This is a genomic window from Scandinavium sp. NPDC088450 (genome assembly GCF_044900545.1).
Taxonomy (GTDB): Bacteria; Pseudomonadota; Gammaproteobacteria; order Enterobacterales; family Enterobacteriaceae; genus Scandinavium.
Genome location: NZ_JBJDNI010000001.1, coordinates 58,129 through 77,706, shown reverse-complemented (window position 1 = coordinate 77,706; position 19,578 = coordinate 58,129). Strand labels below are relative to the sequence as shown.

The 19,578-nt window shown below is 52.6% G+C and carries 15 protein-coding genes; 4 read left to right on the top strand and 11 right to left on the bottom strand.

Annotation, left to right across the window (positions count from 1 at the left end; genetic code table 11):
• Positions 1 to 432: 432 nt before the first annotated feature.
• Positions 433 to 2,547 (top strand): putative bifunctional diguanylate cyclase/phosphodiesterase, encoded by a 2,115-nt coding sequence (locus tag ACI2I2_RS00360; RefSeq protein ID WP_404656466.1) that lies wholly within the window; start codon positions 433 to 435, stop codon positions 2,545 to 2,547.
• Between the two features lie 68 nt (positions 2,548 to 2,615).
• Positions 2,616 to 3,848 carry a GGDEF domain-containing protein gene (locus ACI2I2_RS00355; protein ID WP_404656070.1) on the top strand — a complete coding sequence of 411 codons (1,233 nt, stop codon included), beginning with the start codon at positions 2,616 to 2,618 and terminating at the stop codon, positions 3,846 to 3,848.
• A gap of 194 nt (positions 3,849 to 4,042) precedes the next feature.
• Here ACI2I2_RS00355 and ACI2I2_RS00350 read toward each other — a convergent pair whose 3' ends face one another.
• Positions 4,043 to 4,255 (bottom strand): hypothetical protein, encoded by a 213-nt coding sequence (locus ACI2I2_RS00350; protein WP_330981817.1) that lies wholly within the window; start codon positions 4,253 to 4,255, stop codon positions 4,043 to 4,045.
• Between the two features lie 125 nt (positions 4,256 to 4,380).
• A complete protein-coding gene (locus ACI2I2_RS00345) occupies positions 4,381 to 5,997 on the bottom strand; it encodes an ABC transporter substrate-binding protein (RefSeq protein WP_404656069.1) in 1,617 nt (538 codons plus the stop codon).
• 200 nt (positions 5,998 to 6,197) lie between these two features.
• Here ACI2I2_RS00345 and mpaA point away from each other — a divergent pair, with 200 nt between their 5' ends.
• Entirely contained in the window at positions 6,198 to 6,923 is a 726-nt protein-coding gene (mpaA, locus tag ACI2I2_RS00340; protein ID WP_404656068.1) for a murein tripeptide amidase MpaA, read from the top strand.
• 134 nt (positions 6,924 to 7,057) lie between these two features.
• Here the strand turns inward: mpaA and ACI2I2_RS00335 are convergent, their stop codons facing one another.
• The 7 genes from ACI2I2_RS00335 to ycjG all read right to left on the bottom strand — a co-directional run bounded on the left by ACI2I2_RS00335 (position 7,058) and on the right by ycjG (position 16,245).
• Positions 7,058 to 8,431 carry a hypothetical protein gene (locus ACI2I2_RS00335; RefSeq protein WP_404656067.1) on the bottom strand — a complete coding sequence of 458 codons (1,374 nt, stop codon included), beginning with the start codon at positions 8,429 to 8,431 and terminating at the stop codon, positions 7,058 to 7,060.
• Positions 8,431 to 8,688, bottom strand: a complete 258-nt coding sequence (locus ACI2I2_RS00330; protein WP_404656066.1) for a PAAR domain-containing protein — start codon at positions 8,686 to 8,688, stop codon at positions 8,431 to 8,433. The genes ACI2I2_RS00335 and ACI2I2_RS00330 overlap by 1 nt, the downstream gene beginning before the upstream one ends.
• 12 nt (positions 8,689 to 8,700) lie before the next feature.
• On the bottom strand, positions 8,701 to 9,084 hold the full coding sequence (locus tag ACI2I2_RS00325) for a hypothetical protein (RefSeq protein WP_404656065.1): 384 nt from the start codon (positions 9,082 to 9,084) through the stop codon (positions 8,701 to 8,703).
• 315 nt (positions 9,085 to 9,399) lie between these two features.
• Positions 9,400 to 10,098 carry a hypothetical protein gene (locus ACI2I2_RS00320; protein WP_404656064.1) on the bottom strand — a complete coding sequence of 233 codons (699 nt, stop codon included), beginning with the start codon at positions 10,096 to 10,098 and terminating at the stop codon, positions 9,400 to 9,402.
• Positions 10,099 to 10,111: 13 nt separating this feature from the next.
• Positions 10,112 to 12,250 (bottom strand): DUF3274 domain-containing protein, encoded by a 2,139-nt coding sequence (locus ACI2I2_RS00315; protein ID WP_404656063.1) that lies wholly within the window; start codon positions 12,248 to 12,250, stop codon positions 10,112 to 10,114.
• Positions 12,247 to 14,760, bottom strand: a complete 2,514-nt coding sequence (locus tag ACI2I2_RS00310; protein WP_404656062.1) for a type VI secretion system Vgr family protein — start codon at positions 14,758 to 14,760, stop codon at positions 12,247 to 12,249. The genes ACI2I2_RS00315 and ACI2I2_RS00310 overlap by 4 nt, the downstream gene beginning before the upstream one ends.
• A gap of 519 nt (positions 14,761 to 15,279) precedes the next feature.
• A complete protein-coding gene (gene ycjG / locus ACI2I2_RS00305) occupies positions 15,280 to 16,245 on the bottom strand; it encodes an L-Ala-D/L-Glu epimerase (protein ID WP_404656061.1) in 966 nt (321 codons plus the stop codon).
• A gap of 102 nt (positions 16,246 to 16,347) precedes the next feature.
• On the opposite strand from ycjG, the gene tpx reads away from it, so the two are divergent.
• Positions 16,348 to 16,854 (top strand): thiol peroxidase, encoded by a 507-nt coding sequence (gene tpx / locus ACI2I2_RS00300; protein WP_404656060.1) that lies wholly within the window; start codon positions 16,348 to 16,350, stop codon positions 16,852 to 16,854.
• A 38-nt stretch (positions 16,855 to 16,892) separates the two neighbouring features.
• Here tpx and ACI2I2_RS00295 read toward each other — a convergent pair whose 3' ends face one another.
• Together ACI2I2_RS00295 and tyrR are read right to left on the bottom strand one after the other, a co-directional pair.
• Complete coding sequence (locus tag ACI2I2_RS00295; RefSeq protein WP_404656059.1) at positions 16,893 to 17,948, bottom strand: AbrB family transcriptional regulator; 1,056 nt, start codon at positions 17,946 to 17,948, stop codon at positions 16,893 to 16,895.
• On the bottom strand, positions 17,941 to 19,482 hold the full coding sequence (tyrR, locus tag ACI2I2_RS00290) for a transcriptional regulator TyrR (protein ID WP_404656058.1): 1,542 nt from the start codon (positions 19,480 to 19,482) through the stop codon (positions 17,941 to 17,943). Before tyrR ends, ACI2I2_RS00295 begins: the two co-directional genes overlap by 8 nt.
• Positions 19,483 to 19,578 lie beyond the last annotated feature (96 nt).

Below are 19,578 nucleotides of genomic sequence, written 5' to 3'. Positions count from 1 at the left end.
GACTCACAAAGACACTCGGAGGGGTGATATGTTTATAGCACTCGCCCCTGCTATTTCAATATACTTTCCATGAGAAACTACTATTCGCCGTTTAAAAGGGGTAGTTTCGCTTTAGCAAAATAGTTATCTGACGCTGACCGACAGCCACAGGATATAACGCTAAAACCGACACAGATCACATCAAAAACAAGCACAAAATTTTATTAATGTGCCAGCAAAACGGGTTTGATGTTATTGGTGCTTTAGCATAATTAAGCAATACTTAATTATCTGAGTGGAAAGGGAACGACGATTAAGTGGCCGTTGTCACCTTCGGTTAATCGTTCATCAATCAACAGAAATACGGGGTTTCTTCACTTTTATTTCAATAGCACCCGCCCTGAATTTACTGTTACATTACTTTAACAACCTTAAAAAGACGTGGATTGCATGATGCTGTACGTTTCGTGGGACCCGGTTCTGGTCGGCATTTCGTTTCTGGTAGCGTTTATTGCATCATTTGTGGCGCTGGACAGTGCCGCCAAAATTGCGGCGTCCACTAAAAATGCCGCCCTCTTCTGGCGTATTGCCGGGGGTGCTACGCTCGGGATTGGGATTTGGTCGATGCATTTTATTGGCATGCTGGCGATGAAAATGCCGATGATGATGCATTACGATCTGGCGATCACCGCATTTTCATTGTTGGTCGCTATTGTTGCCGCCACGTTGTCTATCAATATCGCCGTGAATGGCAATATCCTTTCCCTTAAGCGTCTCTGTCTCGCCACGGCCATCCTCAGCAGCGGCGTGGTGGTGATGCATTATGTCGGCATGGCTGCGCTGATGATGGATGATGGCATCGACTGGAATTACGGTCTCGTCGTGTTATCGGTGATCATCGCCATTGTCGCGTCTGGCGTCGGCCTTTGGCTTGCCTTCAGCCTGAGGCTCAACAGTAAAGGCGCGTTGATCAATCGCATGACGGCCGCGGTGGTCATGGGCATCGCCATTGCAGCGATGCACTACACCGGTATGAGCGCCGCAGAGTTCGTTGACAGTGGTCACTACATGAATGGCGGTGTCAGCGAGCTGGGCCTTTCCATCTGGGTATCAGCGGTGACGCTGACCATTCTTGGCATAATGCTGATCATTTCAATGGTGGATTCGCAACTGCGGACTAATCGTCTGACGGAAAATCTGCAGCAACTGAACCAGCAGCTTGAACAGCAGGCGCGTTTTGATGGACTGACCGGTCTTGCCAACCGAAGTCAGATTGATTTACGGCTTGAAGCCTGTTTGCAGCAGTCGCAAATTACCCTCGCGCCTTTCGCGCTGATTTTTATGGATCTTGACCGCTTCAAACTGGTCAACGATGCCTGGGGCCACCACGTTGGCGATCACCTGCTGGTCTCCGTCGCCAATCGAATCAGCGCCTGCCTTACGCCCAAAATGACACTTGCCCGGCTCGGTGGGGATGAGTTTATTTTGCTGGTGCCGGGTGCCAGACAGGGCGATGTCGAGGATTTGGCTTCACGTCTTGTGGAAAGCATTCGTCGCCCTTTCTATGAATCCGGGCAGATTTTGCAGGTTTCGCTCAGCGCGGGGATCAGCCTCTATCCCGATCACGGCAAAACCCTGCAAGAGCTCAAGCTGCGAGCGGACACCGCGATGTACAACATCAAGCAGCAAGGCCGCAACGGCTGGGCGATTTATCACCCCGAAATGGTGCAAAAAGCCTGGGAAGGCGCAGAGTTTCTGCAGGCGTTAACCCAGGCGCTGGAGCGAGACCAGTTTGAGTTGTGGTACCAGCCGAAATACCGTGCCGGGCAGAAAACCATTTATGGCTTTGAAGCCCTGCTTCGCTGGCATCATCCGGCAAAAGGCGTGCTGCTGCCGGAAGTGTTTTTGCCCACTCTGGAAAACACCGGGCTGATTATTCCTGTCGGCTATTGGGTTATCGATCAGGCTTGCCTGCAATTGCGCCAGTGGGCCGATCAGGGCCGCCATGACTGGAGCCTTTCCATCAACCTGTCCGCGGCACAGTTTGAACAATACGACATTTACGACACCATTTGCAGCGCGTTGGCACGTCATGCCGTGCCGCCTTCACGCCTGACCATTGAACTGACCGAAAGCACGGCGCTGCGCAATCTGGAACGTAGCATTGAGATCCTCAACGACTTTAACCGTCTGGGCATTACGGTTTCTATTGACGACTTCGGCACGGGTTACTCGAACATGCTGACGCTGAAAAACCTGCCCGCTCGCGAACTCAAAATCGATAAAAGTTTTGTCCGGGATATTCGCGACAACAGCAAGAATGTCAAAATTGTGGCGACCATTATCGATATCGCCCACTCCATGAACATGAACGTGGTGGCGGAAGGGATTGAAACGCAGGATCAGCAGCAGCTCTTAACCAGCCTGGGGTGCGGTTATTTGCAAGGCTTCTTGTTCGCGCGGCCATTGCCCGCGAAGGAGATCCCTCAATTGCTGATGCAGTTGGAACAGACGCAAAATCAGGGGGTTGCACAACAACTGGCGACGGGGCAAAAAAAGCAGGCCTGACGAGGTAAAAAATGCATTATGTTTACTACGTGCCAGCGGCAAACAAGTGCACGACCAGGAGATAATGCATGAAGCCCGAAGAGCTGTCCGCTTACCATTACCTGACTACGCCCGTTTGGATAATTGATCCCTTTGATGAACGGCTGGTGTTTGCTAATCATGCTGCTCAGGCACTCACAGGCGAGCGTTCTGTCAGTGCCCTGCGGTTTGGGGCGCTATCTGCTTGTGCGCAAACCCGGCTGTCACTGTATCTGGCCGATCTTAACCATCAGCATGAAGTGGTTGAGATCTGGACCGTCACTGGCTCCACAGGCGAGCTTCCCTTGCGCTGTCGGCTCTCGCTCGCCGCGTTTGCGGATAAGCCGCCTTTTATTCTTTTCGAAGGGGCAAATATTCAACATGGCGCCAGCGAAGCCGCCACTCACGGTGCAGGCTATAAATCTCGTCGCCATAATTTCTATCACCGTTTCTTCACCACCACCACCGCGCCGATGTTGCTGATTGACCCTGCGCGTGACGGCCTGATCGTTGACGCGAACATCGCTGCCCTGCGGTTCTATGGTTATCGTCGGGAAGAGATGTGCCAGAAGCATACCTGGGAAATTAACACCCTGGGCCGCCAGGTTTTGCCGGTGATGGCGGAAATTGCGCGGCTGCCGGGTGGACATAAACCGCTTTATTTTGTGCACCGTATGGCGGATGGCTCGACACGCCATGTGTTGACGTACGCTGGGCCGATCATGATCAGCGGTGACAAGCTGATGCTGTGCATCATTCACGATATCACCGAGCAAAAACGACTGGAGCAAGAGCTGGAGTATGCTGCCCTGAGAGACTCCTTGACCGGGCTGTTAAACCGGCGGCAGTTCTACGCCCTGACCGAAAGCCAGACCTCAAAGCATCTGCCCCTGAAAAGTGATTACTGTTTACTGCTCGTCGATACCGACAACTTTAAAGCGATTAACGACAAATATGGTCACCTTCTGGGCGATGAAGTGCTGGTACAGCTCGCCCGTGTGCTTGAGGCCAGCTGCCGCAGCGGAGACTTCATTTTCCGTTGGGGAGGAGAAGAGTTTGTGCTGCTGTTGCCGCGAACGGCGCTGGATACCGCACTGGATATCGCAGAAACAATACGTGACAGCGTCACAAAAATGCAGGAACACGGCCTGCCCGCTTTCACGGTTAGCATTGGTGTGGCTCGTCATCAGGCAGAAGAAACTATCGACGAGTTGTTTCGCCGTGTCGATAAAGCCCTTTATCAGGCCAAAAATGACGGACGAAATCGGGTTCTTGCAGCATAAATCACCACACCCTACGAATTCTGTCAGGTTAAGTCTCTGCGAATACACGCTAGAATAGCGCAGTTAGTTTGATGACTGATGAGTCAGGCTAACGCATAATTTGCTTTAACTGTTTTGCCCGCCCTCCGGCGGGCTTTTTTCTGTGTGTCAGGCACAAAAAAACCGCCCGCAGGCGGTTTCTACACTCAGAGGCGTTAATGGTGCTTAAACTCACCAGCGCTATGCTGGGGCCCAATTCGCCCGGCCTCCATCAAAATTTCTTCGATTAATTCTTCCAGACACTCTTTGCCGTGTTTATCACAGACCAGATGGACCTGACGGGCAATTTCTTCGCCCTGCATACCATCACAGAGTGCTGATTTAAGCATGATTGCCGCCCATCGCTTGGCTTCAGAATGCGTCAACATAAGTCCTCCCACTCCAGACTATCTTTTAAAGCGTAGTTCGCAGCGGGAGCTTTATCCATGTCAAGAACGTGGTTTTCAGACAAATAACCCGGCAGACGTCGCCGGGTTAATTAAGAACGCAGTGATCAATGTTTGATGATGTACATCGTCCGGCTGTACGCCACGTCTTCCGGGTTCTCAATCGGATAACCTTTCAGCCATGGTTTGATCAAGCGCCCATTGGTGTACTGATATATCGGTGCAATCGGAGCCTGAGAAGCAATGATTTTTTCGGCTTCGTTATAGTCCGCATTACGCGCTTTTTCGGTCGTTTCCAGCGTGGCCTGGTTAATGACTTTGTCATACGCCGGATCGTTAAAGCGTGAAATGTTGCCGCTGTGGGTTGAAGTCAGCAACGACAGGAAGGTGGACGGCTCGTTGTAATCCCCTACCCAGGAAGCGCGGATCACGTCGAAGTTGCCGGTGTTACGGCTGTCGATATAAGTCTTCCATTCCTGGTTTTGCAGCTTCACGTCTACACCAAGATTTTTCTTCCACATCGAGGCCACGGCGATAGCAATCTTCTGGTGGTTTTCAGAGGTGTTATACAGCAGCGTCAGTTTCAGTGGGCGGTTCGGGCCGTATCCCGCCGCTGTCAGCAGCGTTTTGGCCTGCGCGTTCAGCTCTTCCTGGCTCATTTTTTCCATTTCAGAAGACTGCGGCGTAAAGCCTGCGGTCACGTCCGGCGTGAAGCGCCAGGCGGGTTTTTCGCCAGTGCCCAGCACTTTATCCGCCATGATCCGGCGATCGATAGTCATGCTCAATGCCAGACGGACTCGCGCATCGGCAGTCGGGCCTTTTTGCGTGTTAAACGCGTAGTAATAGGTTCCCAACTGCGGCGGGGTATAAACTTGCCCCGGAATGTCTTTCAGCAGCTGCTGGTACTGATTTTTTGGGAACGATTCAGTGATATCAATATCGCCCGCCAGGTAGCGTTTTGTGGCGTTAGATTCCTGGTTAATCGGCACAAACGTCACCTGTTTGATGACCGTTTTGGCGTTATCCCAATAGCTGGTATTCGGCACGACCACCAGTTTTTCGTTCACTACACGCTCTTTCAGCACGTAAGCTCCGTTGCCGATGAGCTTGCCGGGGCGCGTCCAGTTTGGATCGCTTTCTACGTTGGCTTTCTGCACAGGATAGAGCGAGAAGTTAGCGGTCAGATTCACGAACCACGGCAGCGGTTTATCAAGCTGTACGCGCAGGGTTTTAGCATCGACAGCCGTCACGCCCAGCTTATCGGGCGTCGCTTTACCATCGATAATGTTCTGAGCGTTGGTGATGCCTGCCAGTGCGGCAAACCACGCAAACGGTGAAGTGGTTTTCGGGTCAACCAGGCGCTGCCAGCTGTACACGAAATCCTGTGCGGTGACCGGCGTGCCGTCGGACCATTTAGCATCGTCACGCAGCGTGAAGGTCCAGATGCGGTTGTCGTTGGTCTGCCATTTTGTGGCGACGCCCGGAATGATATTGCCTTTGCCATCCTGATTAACCAGCCCTTCGAACAGGTCACGGATCACCTGAATTTCCGGCAAGCCCACAGCTTTTGCCGGGTCCAGCGAAGCGGGTTCATCTTTAATATGGCGAACCAGAGTCTGCTGCTGTGCCAGAACGGTACCCTGCGGCACCTCCGCCGCAACAGCCAGTGAAGAGACGCCGCCCAGCGCCAGCGCATAACACAGAAGCGATACAGGAAACTTCATGGGATCCCCTTTATTCAGATATACCCTGCCAACTCAGTCGGGTAATTATTTGTTTCGGCAGGAAGAATTGCAAACGACTTGTGACAATTAATTGACGGCTGCGCGAAATATTCATCAGAAAATGCTCACGGGAAACCCGTTGATTATCTGCCGGTTTTGCACAACACTGCCAGAAACAACACCATAATGCAGGAATGAGTATGTCTTTCACCCGACCACGTCAACAGCGCGGCGCGTTCCCGCCGGGAACGCAACACTATGGCCGTTCACTGCTGGGCGCCCCGCTCATCTGGTTCCCCGCGCCGCTGGCCGATCACAACAGCGGCCTGATCATTGCGGGCACTCACGGCGATGAAAACTCGTCAATCGTCACGCTTTCCTGTGCGCTGCGCACGCTCGCGCCAGATTTACGTCGCCACCATGTGGTGCTGACCGTCAATCCGGACGGTTGCCAGCTAGGCTTACGCGCCAATGCCAACGGCGTGGATCTCAACAGGAATTTCCCGGCGGCAAACTGGAAGGCGGGTGAAACGGTCTATCGCTGGAACAGCTCGGCAGAAAGCCGTGATGTGGTATTACTGACAGGCGACAACCCCGGTTCCGAACCCGAAACCGAGGCACTGTGCCAACTGATTCATAAAATTCACCCATCCTGGGTGGTCTCGTTCCATGACCCGTTGGCCTGCATTGAAGATCCGCAACAGACCGTGCTAGGGAAATGGCTGGCTGACGCCTTTGAATTGCCGTTAGTCACCAGCGTCGGCTATGCCACACCGGGTTCCTTCGGCAGCTGGTGCGCAGATATTGGCCTGCATTGTATTACCGCTGAGTTCCCGCCGATTTCATCCGATGAAGCCAGCGAGAAATACCTTGCCGCGATGACAGGGCTTCTGCACTGGCATCCTGAACTTCCAACAGGTAAGTGACGATAAGGGTTTTGTTGTTTTCTCCAGAACCCCTTACCAAAATCATATCGCGACGACAGTTCCCTTGTCTGTTCTGTCGTCAAAATACACCTCGGACAATTTTTTTGATTTTTATCCTCTCATCACACCTGCAACTACTTTCCCCACATATGCTTTTCCGCCATATCACCGTAAAACCAGGTAAAAAAGGCTCCCATTGCAAGTAAGGGAACAAGAGTGGTTAAAAGTGCAATAACGATAAACCAGCCTGTTACGATTTTATCGTCGCCAAAACGACCAATCCCCATAACAATACTCAAAAATAACATCAGCCCGGCGCACCCTCCGGCAGACAACGGCGACGAGTATATTTTTTCCGCTGGGTACGCGGGCTGACCGGATAATCGTGACGACAGCGCAGTAATGGAAAAATGATTATCTTGTGATGCAGCCACAAGCTGGTCCCCCTGTGCATACGTTACCGCATCTGATGCCAAAGCCAGTGCTAGCCACCGGTACCCAGCGGAATGCTCTCCAAGCGATATTTCAAGCTCGAGCCTATCAGGAGTCACTTTTTTATCGTCCAGCACTTCCAGCAAAGGATACTTTTCAGTGCGGGACAACCCGGTATACCAGAGGATTTTGGGTTTGCTAACGGGTTCAACCTGCAAGTAAATGGGTAGTGCAGCCTCTACGTCGGTTATATCGGTCATCGGCTGATACAGATAAACGGATTTCTCCCCTTCAGCTTTGGCGTACCCATTTGTAAAAAGCAGTGCTGTAGCATTCTCCATCCCTTTAGATTCGCCTTCTTCAGAATGCAAATCTACACAGATCAGCAGGCGACTGAGATCGAAGTTTTTCGCCTCCTTGATCCACTCCGTAAGCTGTGTGTAATCCGGACATTCAGGCAAAAAAGTAATGCTGTCACCGGTGATGGCAAGGCCGTCAAATACGCGCCGTAGTTCATCACAACAGGAATCGTCAGCCCCTCTTACCCATACAGCTGACTCGAATCCCCGGTACTGAGATTGTTTTAGTTTATCCGCCAGCGGCCCCAGCAGACGGGAAAATGCCAGCCCATTTCGGGTTAACTCGAAGGAATCTGGCATATCGATTTTTGATAACATTTTGGGCGCCAGAGGAAACTCCCCTTCCAGCTTGAGCATATTCAGCCCCAAATCTGCCGTCGGGGTCAGCACAGACCAGCCAGCAATTTTTATTCTACTCCTGGCATAGCTGACAACCTTGTATTCCTGCCTGGCCGCTATCAGCAGGCGTGTTTCTGTATAATGTCTGATTCCGTTAGTTATTATGCAAAAAATCTGTACCAGAACAGTCATGATAATCACCGGTAGCAGCACAGACTCGACCAAAAAATCGATATCAACATGCTTGTTACCCGGCCAGGTAACGGCCCTGATACCGATACAAATAAGTACAACAGCAATATAAAAAATAAGCACCGCTAAATACGGAAAGCTTTTTTCGTCATATTCTTCCTGTTTTGAGAACAACCACCATTTCATCAGGCGGCCCCCGCAACCGGTAGCGTGGTCCGAATGGCACAACCACAGGCAGCTTTACAGCCATCCACGACCACACCGCGGCCATTCATGGTCCAGGTCGGGTGGCATTCATTAATCGGAAACACCCCTTTGTGTTCTGGGCACGTCACTGTATCGCCTTTGAGGGCCACCGGCAGGCCCATAAACTGCGCGCCAGATGCCTTGATTACCTTCCCGCCGCTCACCAGCGGGTCATTCAGTCGAATTACACCGTTCATTGTCTAATTTCCTTATCGCCCTGCATTCATATCACAGCGCATATGGTCCCAGCCGGTATAGCCTCTTACTTCCGGTACTTTGTCGGGTAGCCCCTGATAGTTAGTCTTAAACTGGGCCGTGTCTTCTTTCAGTCCTTGCTTGGTGATGTAATCCAGCCCCCAGGCAGGGCCAGGAAAACGAGGTTCAATGTGATTTACCGCCCCATCTGACGCGGTATATGTAATCCCTGGGCCACCAGGCTGAAGGCGCGGGTCATCAAATGGCTTGGACGACATATACAGTCGGTGTTTGGTCTGCAAAAAACCCTGATCATTAACGACGGTGAACGACACTGCGTCTTCTGCTGGCGCTCTGTTATCGCCATTAGGTTCATTAGGTGCAGATGAAAAGCCCACGGATCGCCATGTTTTCCCAAAGTCTTTTGAAACCATAAAACCACTTACATCCCAGCTTGTAATAGCAATATATTTTTCAGAAGGATGAACAAATTTACGGGGAAAAATCCGGAAAAATTGAAAGTAAGGCTGTGAATGTATTCCTCGCTTCGTATCCGTATACCAGAGCTCGCCTTCGCAGTCCCAGCCTTTCAGCTCCAGATAACGGTGATCGTCAAAACGGTAAACTACCTGTGTCGGCGGCTCTGAAGCCTAGCATCCGGCCGCCAGTAGAATAGCGCTGACCGCCAGGCCGGGGAGTAATCCTTTCATCGCCTATTTCCCTAAATCCATATTGCATTGCATGTGATCCCAGCCGGTATAGCCTTTTACTTCCGGTACTTTGTCGGGTAGCCCCTGATAGTTAGTCTTAAACTGGGCCGTGTCTTCTTTCAGTCCTTGCTTGGTGATGTAATCCAGCCCCCAGGCAGGGCCAGGAAAACGAGGTTCAATGTGATTTACCGCCCCATCTGACGCGGTATATGTAATCCCTGGGCCACCAGGCTGAAGGCGCGGGTCATCAAATGGCTTGGACGACATATACAGCCGGTGTTTAGTCTGCAAAAAACCCTGATCGTTAACAACGGTGAAGGAAATAATATCGTCGTAAGGAGGTGATGAATCACCGTTAGGCTCATTTTCTCTGGGAGCAAAGGCTGAAGGATACCAGGTCACGCCATAATCTTTCGAAACCATAGCCCCTGGAGAATCCCAGGTAGGAATAGCAATATAACGTTCAGAGGGATGAATAAATTTTTTGGTGTAAATCCGGTAATACTGACTGACTGGCTCCGTATGGATACCTCGTTTGGTATCCGTATACCAGAGCTCACCTTCGCAATCCCAGCCCTTCAGCTCCAGATAACGATGGTCATCAAAACGGTAAACTACCTGCGTCGGCGGTTCTTTCGCCTGGCAACCGGAACCTATCAGTACCGCAACTAAGGCAATACCCGTTGTATATTTCAGACTCATATTTGTCTCCCTGTCATGATTCCCACCACGATTTTTGTTTTGCTATTCCCAGACTACTGTCAGATTTAGGCTTAGGCATATCCCATTGTAGATTTGCCACCTCCTGATTCCCGGCAGCTAAGTCACGGGACGGTTTTACTGTCGTAGCGTTGTTAAACTGATTTTCCACACCGAACTCACCTTTTGGCAGAATGTCATCCGGCTTGTTCATGAAAAATTTTGTCGTCGCGTTATCCAGCTTACCGGTTCGGTAATATTCTTTAGCGAAAGGATAACCATTTTGAGGGTCACGCCAGTCCGCGCGGTGTAACAATCCCTCCCAGAATTTTCCCGCCTGATAGTCAAAGGACTTACACTGGCCGATAGCCAGATCGAACGCCATCGCGTGCGACGGCGCAAACTCACTCGCCACAATAGAAGAGTGCTGGCTGTAGCCTACCGGATCGGTTTTCTGCCACTCCTTTTCAAGTTCATCACGGGATTTAAGCCAGGTGAGAGTTAGCTGAGAAAAATCTCTCGTTCCCGTCACTTCACCGCGAATCACTTCATGCCCCCGGTCAAAACTTTCCACCTGCAGCTCGTTAGGTGTTAATACATGGCCCGGCGGCCAGCTAATACGTTGGTAGCTATTAAGCGCATAGGTAGCCGATGCAGTGCGCGAAATAGCAGAGGCTTTGGCAGAATAGGAAATGTAGGCATCCGGGCTTTCCGGATCGATATACGCGGTATAGGGTTTATCACTGGTCTTCGGATCGTTATCCGGATGGTTATCCTGCCCCATGAGTTTGAAAATAAACGGCTCCGGCAGTTCTTCGCCGTTAATCACCACGTCACTGTACGAGTACCCCGCATTCATCACCGGCGTGGTGCTGAAATCGCCTTTCCTCTCCGGTGCCATCTTAAACGGCTCTTTCTCCAGGCGACCGACCCAACGGTGCTGGCAAAACACCCGCTGACGCAGGTTAGGAATGCCAGCGGCTAACTTATCGGGAATGCCCCGCCAGCCGAATCCCTGAATATTTTGCAAAGACACTGTGCCATCCTGCGGGCACCAGTAGTTATAGACTTTGCCGTTGTTATCACGCCGATATCTGGCATCCTCACGTAACGGGTTATCAGAAGACTTGCGTGATGCACAGCTGGCTTCCATCGCCAGCATATCTGCGTCTGACAGTTCACCGCCTTTGTACTGGGTCGCCATCAGTGCGCAAAAGTGTTTAAACGTCTCCTGGCGGGCAAATGCTGTCTGGTGATGACCGGGCTGGGCGTCTTCACTGAGACGGCCTTCCAGCGAATACGGCGAATGATTCAGAATAGTGCAGTTAACTGGCGCTTCCCCTTCTTTCATGACCAGCATATTTGCCAGCATGGTGATAATCGTGCCCTGACTATGCGCCACAACATTAATCACATCATTTTTTGTGTCTGTATTACGGCGGATAGTCAAAATCAGATCAGCCAGGCGCTGCGCTGCAAAGAATTGATAGATGCGGTGCGGGTTCGGGAAGATCGGGTGCGTGTAATCGCCGCCGTTCATGTACAGCGTACCAAAACCAGCAGCGGCCAGCGCCAGACCTCCCGCGCCCGGCCCCAGCATATCGGGGATGTTGGTTGTCGCGTTAGCAAACGTCCCGCCACCTTTGGCAAAGTTCGTATCGAGGGCATTTTTGAAGTTATCGTTCTGGTACTTAAACGAGCCTTTGCCGTCGTTACCCAGCGCCGCTTTTTTCTCCTCGTCATTCTCCTGATAGGCATCAAATGCCAGATGCGCACTGCTACCCAATCGGTAAACTTCATCCCGGTAGCGCTGCTGGTCCGCAACGTAATCCTCATGCGTAACCGGCTTGTACCCCCAGTAAAACGGAATAACAGGCGAGCGGCCGGGGCGGGTAATTCTGTACTCACCCCACTCATGCGCGTAAAAATCCTGCCGGTTAAGCCGCTTCCCTAATCCCTGAAGAATGCCCTTCTCCTGGTTCTGATACGCTTCACCCACGTCATTCACGCCGTGAACCAGGATCACAATCCCCGGCATAGGACGGGGTACACTGACGTGGCAAACCTGCGCTTCAGCCCCAAGTGAAGCGTGAACACCCACATCATTCTCTGAAACAATCCTTGGGGCGTACGGGCTTTTTTTTGTTTCCGTCATTCCAGCAACTCCATTTTATAAGTATCGAGATCGGCTGCATCGAGCAGCGGTGTATTGCCGTTGCTGTCTGTGACGCCTTCAATGACGTCCCCGGCCGAGCTCGTCAGTCTGAATTTTCGATTGGCAATAGTTTGTTCAGGATCGTCCGGAGAACTCAGTCGATAGCTGCGTTTGAACGTCCCCTTATTAAACGAAGGGATCTGGACCTGCGCACTTTCCGGACCGTCGTACTTCAGATTTGGCGCTTTCAGTTCGATTCCCGTAGGCGAGAAGAGTGTGACCAGACCGTTCGGGCTGATTCGAATACCTCCACCACCACAGACCAGCTGTATGCCCTGCCTGGCGCTGCCGTTCAGCTGCCCGGCGGTGCTGGTCATCGTGAAATCCTTCTGTGCCAGCATGTGCATTTCACCGCGCTGGGCCTGCGTCGTGATATCACCGGCACTGGCGATCATCTGAATGCCGAGCTTGCGGGCGAACAGCGAGAGTTTTTCCCCCACGGCCAGCGAGAACTTTTTCACGACGTTCACGCTGGCATCGCTGCCCGCCGTGGCGATCAAATTTTTCCCGGCCGACAGCTGCAGGTTGTCCGGCGTAACGTGCGCCTGCCCTTTATCGGCATAGGTCAACAGACCCGCCCCGGTCAGGTTAGTCAGTGTCTGGATGAGGGCATTTTGTTGATCAGTTTCCACATTGCTGGCCCCAGCCGTTAGGGCGCTTTGTTGTAGCGTCTGCGCCAGTACCAGCGCTTTCTCCAGTTGCGCAATAGCGGCCGTCATATCCAGCTGCTTGCCAGCTGCGCGCGGCTGGGCTTCCGTGGTGAGCAATATCCCTTTCGCCGCACGTAGCGCCATATGGTTGTCGGTTCTGGCTTCCACACCTTCACCACGCTGTTTTCCTACCGAATCAACAAGGTGCCCAGCGCTGACCTGGCTCTTGCCGTACTCCGTGGAAATCTTGATATGTTCCTGCCCGCGCTTGTCCTCCAGACGAATTTTGTTAAACGCGGCCGTGCGGATCACGTTGCGGGTATCATTGCGATTTGTGACCAAATCCGGGCGGCTGCCATCATGCATAACGTGTGCGATGAAAGGTCTGTCCGGATCGCCATTTTCGAAATCAACGGCGACTTCGGTGCCATCCAGTAGCGGGAAGTGAAAACCAAAGGTGTCACCGGCATATGGCCTGCCGAGACGTACTAGCGCACTTTCAAATCCTTCCCGCTTTTCATCCAGGTCAAAATCAAACTTCACCCGGTAGCGGCCTTTCACGTCGAGTCCGGCATAAACCTTATCTCCACCGATGGCCGCCACTCTGGCAGGTACCGTCCCGGCAATCACCGGCCGGGGCAAAAGCTTAGGCCGGAAACTGTAGCCATTGATATAGGGGATACCCGTCAGCTCGGCGCAGTAATGTTCCGCCCGGCTACTGCGGATAGTCATCGTCGTTATCAGGAACCCGGGCTTAAAACCATCAGGAATGGGGCCGGTCGGGTTAAACATAATGCCGGGCTGAAGTTCCGGATCGCTGGTTGTCGCCCCCAGAAGACTCTGGTCGTTCAGTAGCCGTTCATAGCGCAGGCGCGCGTAAAATGTGGCGGTTTCCGCCTCTTCCCCGTAAAAATCACCATCGTCCAGATAGTGATCGGCATAGTGGTATTCCTGGCCTACCGTTACGCCGTCCGGAATTTCATTCGTTTCGATGGTGTTGTCGGTCTGTGATGACCGTGGGTCACGGTAGTTATAGGTACGGACCAGCACATTTTTGGGGATCAGATCATGCTGTTCCTCTAGTTCAGTAATGTATTCGTCATAGCTGGTCATGCCAGAATTGCGGACATACGGCACAGTTTTATCGCTGAAGATGTAGCGATTGCCCGAATCCCCAAAAATGACGACCGTTTCCGCCTGCACTTTGTCGTGATTTTCAAAGCGGAACCATATACCCACTTCCGCCAGCAACCGGCGGATGAACTGCAAATCAGTTTCTTTCCACTGAACAATCATTTCCCGGTTTGGGTAGCTACGGCTCAACTGGTCGAAATCGATGTTGTACCCGTCAAAATGACCGCTGTCCTTCATTACCTTCGTCACGAGTTCTGGGACGGTCATGTTCATGTACACCGCAGAACGGTAATTTCTGTCCAGCAGCGCCAGTTCATGCTCCAGCACACACTCATATAGCGCTTCGTCACCTGACGATTTCAGACGGGAGAATTTGGTGACCGTGCCATTAATCTGGCGAACCGGCAGCCAGGGGGCTTCGCCGTGCCAGGTCGCTTTCGGATTCGGTGCTCGTAAAATAAATTCAGCCATCTGATTAAGAACGGCATTGAGTGCAATATTCTGATCCGAACTGGTGAAGCGAATGGTATAGCGGTAGGGCTCACTTAATCCTTCCGTTCCTGTAAACGAGTGAACATCAGGGATAAAGTCTTTACTGCGGGGAAAATATAACAAATAACGGTTTAAAGTATCCTGCTGTTGAACCGTTTCAGAGTGTCCTGCCATAGTGAAAGATCCTTTTAATAAATGGTGAGCTTATCTAAAAATCATAATACCCAACACTAGGGATCAAAACATTATTTCATATTCAAAAAAGCAATATGATGAATCTTAATAGATTCACAACATAAATATATTAATACACAATAAATCACCAATTTAATGATTGAGCATCCTTTTTTCATCTGTTCGCCAAATACGATATTTTAACGATGGAATAATATCTTCATGAGCCACCAAACCCCATTACACCTGAGTTTACTCTCCGAAAAGCGGCTGCGCGGGTTGGTTTTTACGGACTGTCTGATGATGATTGCCACCATCGAGACACATAAAGGCTAATGTCGAGGGACGTGAGTTGTCCGGGTAAAATATTGTTCCTGAACTTTCCCCAACACTATTTTTATTCTTACCTATTTCTCGTCCTCAATTCATTAGAAACGAGGCCAGAAAAAGCAGTTAATATCACGATATGGCATGACAACAACGCCTTCTGACCTCCCTGTCCCACTGGCATCCTGAACTTCACAAATAAAGCGCACCGGTTTCAAAGCGTAGCGCCGGTTCTGCATCGACGGCCAGCCAGGTTGGGCCGTCGAGATCGGCGAAGCGTACTTTTGGCGTCAGCGGTAGCGCAGCGCTGATGGCACGTGAAGTGCACAACATGCAGCCAAGCATCACCTCGAAGCCCTGCGCTTTGGCTTCTGCCGCCAGAGCCAGCGCTTCCGTTAGCCCACCTGTTTTATCCAGCTTCACGTTGATCATCTCGTAACGTCCCGCGAGCTTCGGCAGGCTTTCGCGAGTGTGGCAGCTTTCATCCGCACAAATCGGCAGTGGGTGGATAAAATTCGCCAGTGCGGCATCTTCACTGGCGGGCAATGGCTGTTCAAGCATCGCCACATTCAAATCGGCAAGAAGCTGACAACGTGCCGCCAGCCCGTCGCTGTGCCAGGCCTCGTTAGCATCAACAATCAGCGTGGCATCAGGTACTGCGGCGCGAATAGCGACCATGCGTTCGCTAATCAGGTGATCGTCGAGCTTGACCTTCAGCAGATGCGCACCCTTTTCCCATAAGGCTTTGGCACTGTTCGCCATTTGATCCGGCGTGCCAATCACGACGGTCTGCGCAGTGGTGATTCTCTCGGCAAGTTCTACCTTCGTCAGTTGAGCCAACGATTTACCGGCCTGGCGCGCCGCCAGATCCCACAGCGCGCAATCCACTGCGTTTCGTGCTGCACCAGCAGGCAACAAGTGCTGGATGTCTTCGCGACTCGCGCCTGCTTCAAGCTGTTCGCCAATGCTGACAATCTGTGCCATCACCGAATCGATGCTCTCACCGTAGCGTGGATAAGGTGTGCATTCGCCGGTGCCTTTGACCCCGTTTTCTTCAATTTCAACCACCACCACTTTCGCTTCGCTGCGGCTGCCGCGGGCGATGACGAAAGGCGTATGTAGCGGCCAGGCTTCCTCGTACACTCTCAAACTTCTCATTCCCTGCACCTCGATTTACCAGCACTAAAAGGATTTGCTGTCGTTATGATTGTTGGCATACACTAGCCGCGACGTTAACTATATGTAAACAGGAAGATAATCATGTCACAAACTGTGCATTTCCAGGGCAACCCCGTTTCCGTTCAGGGCTCCATTCCGCAGGCGGGCGCCAAAGCACCAGCATTCACACTGGTCGCTAAGGATCTCTCCGACGTCGCACTGAGCCAGTTCGCGGGCAAGCGTAAAGTGCTTAACATTTTCCCAAGCATTGATACCGGCGTTTGCGCGGCATCCGTGCGTAAATTCAACCAACTGGCCACCGAACTGGATAACACCGTTGTTCTGTGCATCTCTGCTGACCTGCCATTTGCCCAGTCCCGCTTCTGCGGCGCGGAAGGCCTGAGCAACGTCATCACCCTGTCCACCCTGCGTGCACCTGAGTTCCTGCAACAGTACGGCGTTGGCATTGCCGATGGCGCGCTGAAAGGTCTGTCTGCTCGTGCCGTGGTCGTTATCGATGAGAACGACGCTGTGGTCTTCAGCGAGCTGGTGAACGAAATCACCAACGAGCCGGACTACACCGCTGCTCTGGATGCGCTGAAAGCGTAATCCTGCTGTCCTGGCCTTCGGGTCAGGACGCTCTCCCTTCACACCGCTTCCGCTCTCACCGCATAACGCGAGATAAACCGCGCAATCGCCGGCCCCGTCAGCAAAATACTGAACAACCGCAACGTTTGCATCGCCATGATAAACGACATATCCGCGTGGCTTCCTGCGGCAATAATCGCAATCGTGTCCAGCCCGCCAGGGCTTGTTGCCAGGTACGCCGTCATAAAATCCAGCCCTAAGAGTTCGGTTAGCCCAAACGCCATCAGCGAGCACAGCAGCATCATGCAAAGAATAGAGGCGATGATTTGCGGCAGTGTTTTCAGCGCCAGCATAAAAATCGCCCGGTTAAACTTCAGCCCAACGCTCCAGCCAATCGCCATGTAAGCCAGCGCCAGCATCCACTCCGGCAGCTCAATGGTGACCCAGCCACTGGTTTGTAGCCCTGCGCCTATCAACATCGGAAACAGCATCACACCTGAAGGGAAACGGCTTAGCCGCCCGAGCACGCCAGCGGCCACCGTGAGCGTTATCGTCCAGACGAAATTCACATCCAGCGGCGGGAACCAGACAATCTCCTGGCTCAATGCCTGCGCATCGTTGCCCATCGTAAATCGCACAACCAGCGCCGCCGCACCAGCCACAAACAGCACGCGTAAATACTGCATAAAAGCAACAAGCCGGACATCCGCGCCATAATCCTGCGCCATGGCAACCATGGCAGATGCCCCACCAGGTGAAGAACCCCAGGCTCCAGTTGCGCCAGGTAGCGCGCTGTAGCGCACCAGCAGCCAGCCAGACAAGGCACTCGCACCGAGCGTGGCGAATAAAATTACCAGCACAATGCCCCAGTTCGCCAGTAACACGCCCAGAATGGAGGAAGTGAGCGTTTGAGCAATCATGCAGCCGATGACGGCCTGAGCAGCAAGGAAGAAAGGACGGGGGATGCTAAGAGTGGAGCCGCGCAGACTGAGGAGGATCCCGGCGGCCATCGGCCCTAATAACAGGGCCGCAGGCAGGTGGAAATAAAGCAAAATGGCGGAGGCTGCCGCTGAAATCAGCAGCAGTTGACTCCATTGGGCCAGGCCCTTACTCATCACCCTTTTTCTGGCTCAGGCCATATTCACGCAGTTTGTTGGCAATCGCGGTATGCGACACGCCCAACCGTTTTGCCAGCTTACGGGTACTTGGGAAGCTGCGATAAAGCTGGGTCAGCACCGAACGTTCGAAGCGGCTGGTGATTTCGTCCAGTGAGCCTTCCATCGCATCTTCGCCCACCGCCACCGTTGTGGTGTCGTAATCTGGCAGCAGGATGTCCTGCGGGCGAAGTTCATAGCCTTCCAGCTGAGTCAGCGCGCGGTACACCGCATTTTTCAACTGCCGAACGTTGCCCGGCCAGCCATAGCGCGTCAGCACGGTATTGAGGTCAGAAGCCAGTTTTGGTCGAGCGATGCCCTGCTCATCGGCGAAACGCGCCACAAACAGCTCTGTCAGCGGCATGATGTCCTGTGGACGATCGCGCAGCGGCGGCAGGTTCAGCGTCAGGACGTTAAGGCGATAATAGAGATCTTCGCGGAACAGCCCTTTTTGCACCAGCTCCACCAGGTTTTTCTGGGTGGCACAGATAACGCGCACATCGACGTGGATCTCATGATCTTCCCCCACGCGACGGAAAGTGCCATCGTTGAGGAAACGCAGCAGTTTGACCTGCATACGCGGCGACATCTCGCCAATTTCATCCAGCAGCACAGAGCCGCCATTGGCCTGCTCGAAGAAGCCTTTTTTGCCTTCCGGTGCGTGACCAAACAGCTCACTTTCTACCGCATCTTCCGGAATCGAAGCACAGTTCAGCGCCAGATACGGTTTTTGCGCACGCGGGCTAGCCAGATGGCAGGCATTCGCCAGTAAGTCTTTCCCGGTTCCGGTATCGCCAATAATCAGCAGCGGCGCACTGAGCAATGCCAGTTTGCGAGCCTGCTCGACAACGTGACGCATTTTCGGGCTGGCCGCGATTATCTGGCTGAACGCACTGACGTCCTGGCTGGTCATGTTCTGCAACTGGCGGCCCATACGCAGGGTCGAACGCAGCATCACCACCGCGCCCATCAGCACGCGCGTGGCGTTTTCGCCTTCCAGCGTCACAGGGGTGATTTCCAGCAGGAAGTTCTGACCGTTGATTACCACATGCTCGGCATGAGATTCCACCGGTGCCCCTTCCAGCCAGCGCAGGAAGTTAAACCCGTTAATCAATTGACCGGCGTTATGATTGCGCAGTTTGTCCTGCGATTGGCCAAACAGCTGGCAGCTCGCCGGGTTCGCCAGTTCCACCTTACTTTTGGTGTCCAGCGAAAGCACAGGTTCAGGCATCGCTTCCAGTAATGCACTAAGTGCCAGATGCTCACGTTCAGAAGGCATCCACGGCACTGTACGCACGTCCGTCACGCCAGAGATACGGCGGATCTCCGCCATCAACGTGCTGAAACTGGTAAAATCCAGCTCCGCAAAATTGAGGTAAATTCGGCCGATGGGGTCGATGTCGATACCGCGTAAGTCAATGCCTCGCAGCACCAGCAAATCAAGCAACTCACGTGTCAGACCAAGCCGGTCTTCACAAAACACTTCAAGACGCATGGGAAAAGTAACCCTCATAGCCATTAACATCGGAATAATAAGACAGTTCGCCGCTTCGAGGAAGATGGCTGTCAACAATTATTGACAGTATGGCGG

Bases quoted from the DNA above. Each gene is read 5' to 3' on its own strand.
- tpx (WP_404656060.1), top strand. From the start codon at position 16,348: ATGTCACAAACTGTGCATTTCCAGGGCAACCCCGTTTCCGTTCAGGGC.
- mpaA (WP_404656068.1), top strand. From the start codon at position 6,198: ATGTCTTTCACCCGACCACGTCAACAGCGCGGCGCGTTCCCGCCGGGA.
- ACI2I2_RS00330 (WP_404656066.1), bottom strand. From the start codon at position 8,688: ATGAACGGTGTAATTCGACTGAATGACCCGCTGGTGAGCGGCGGGAAG.
- ACI2I2_RS00315 (WP_404656063.1), bottom strand. From the start codon at position 12,250: ATGACGGAAACAAAAAAAAGCCCGTACGCCCCAAGGATTGTTTCAGAG.
- ycjG (WP_404656061.1), bottom strand. From the start codon at position 16,245: ATGAGAAGTTTGAGAGTGTACGAGGAAGCCTGGCCGCTACATACGCCT.
- ACI2I2_RS00350 (WP_330981817.1), bottom strand. From the start codon at position 4,255: ATGTTGACGCATTCTGAAGCCAAGCGATGGGCGGCAATCATGCTTAAA.
- tyrR (WP_404656058.1), bottom strand. From the start codon at position 19,482: ATGCGTCTTGAAGTGTTTTGTGAAGACCGGCTTGGTCTGACACGTGAG.
- ACI2I2_RS00335 (WP_404656067.1), bottom strand. From the start codon at position 8,431: ATGAAATGGTGGTTGTTCTCAAAACAGGAAGAATATGACGAAAAAAGC.
- ACI2I2_RS00345 (WP_404656069.1), bottom strand. From the start codon at position 5,997: ATGAAGTTTCCTGTATCGCTTCTGTGTTATGCGCTGGCGCTGGGCGGC.
- ACI2I2_RS00310 (WP_404656062.1), bottom strand. From the start codon at position 14,760: ATGGCAGGACACTCTGAAACGGTTCAACAGCAGGATACTTTAAACCGT.
- ACI2I2_RS00320 (WP_404656064.1), bottom strand. From the start codon at position 10,098: ATGAGTCTGAAATATACAACGGGTATTGCCTTAGTTGCGGTACTGATA.
- ACI2I2_RS00355 (WP_404656070.1), top strand. From the start codon at position 2,616: ATGAAGCCCGAAGAGCTGTCCGCTTACCATTACCTGACTACGCCCGTT.
- ACI2I2_RS00295 (WP_404656059.1), bottom strand. From the start codon at position 17,948: ATGAGTAAGGGCCTGGCCCAATGGAGTCAACTGCTGCTGATTTCAGCG.
- ACI2I2_RS00360 (WP_404656466.1), top strand. From the start codon at position 433: ATGCTGTACGTTTCGTGGGACCCGGTTCTGGTCGGCATTTCGTTTCTG.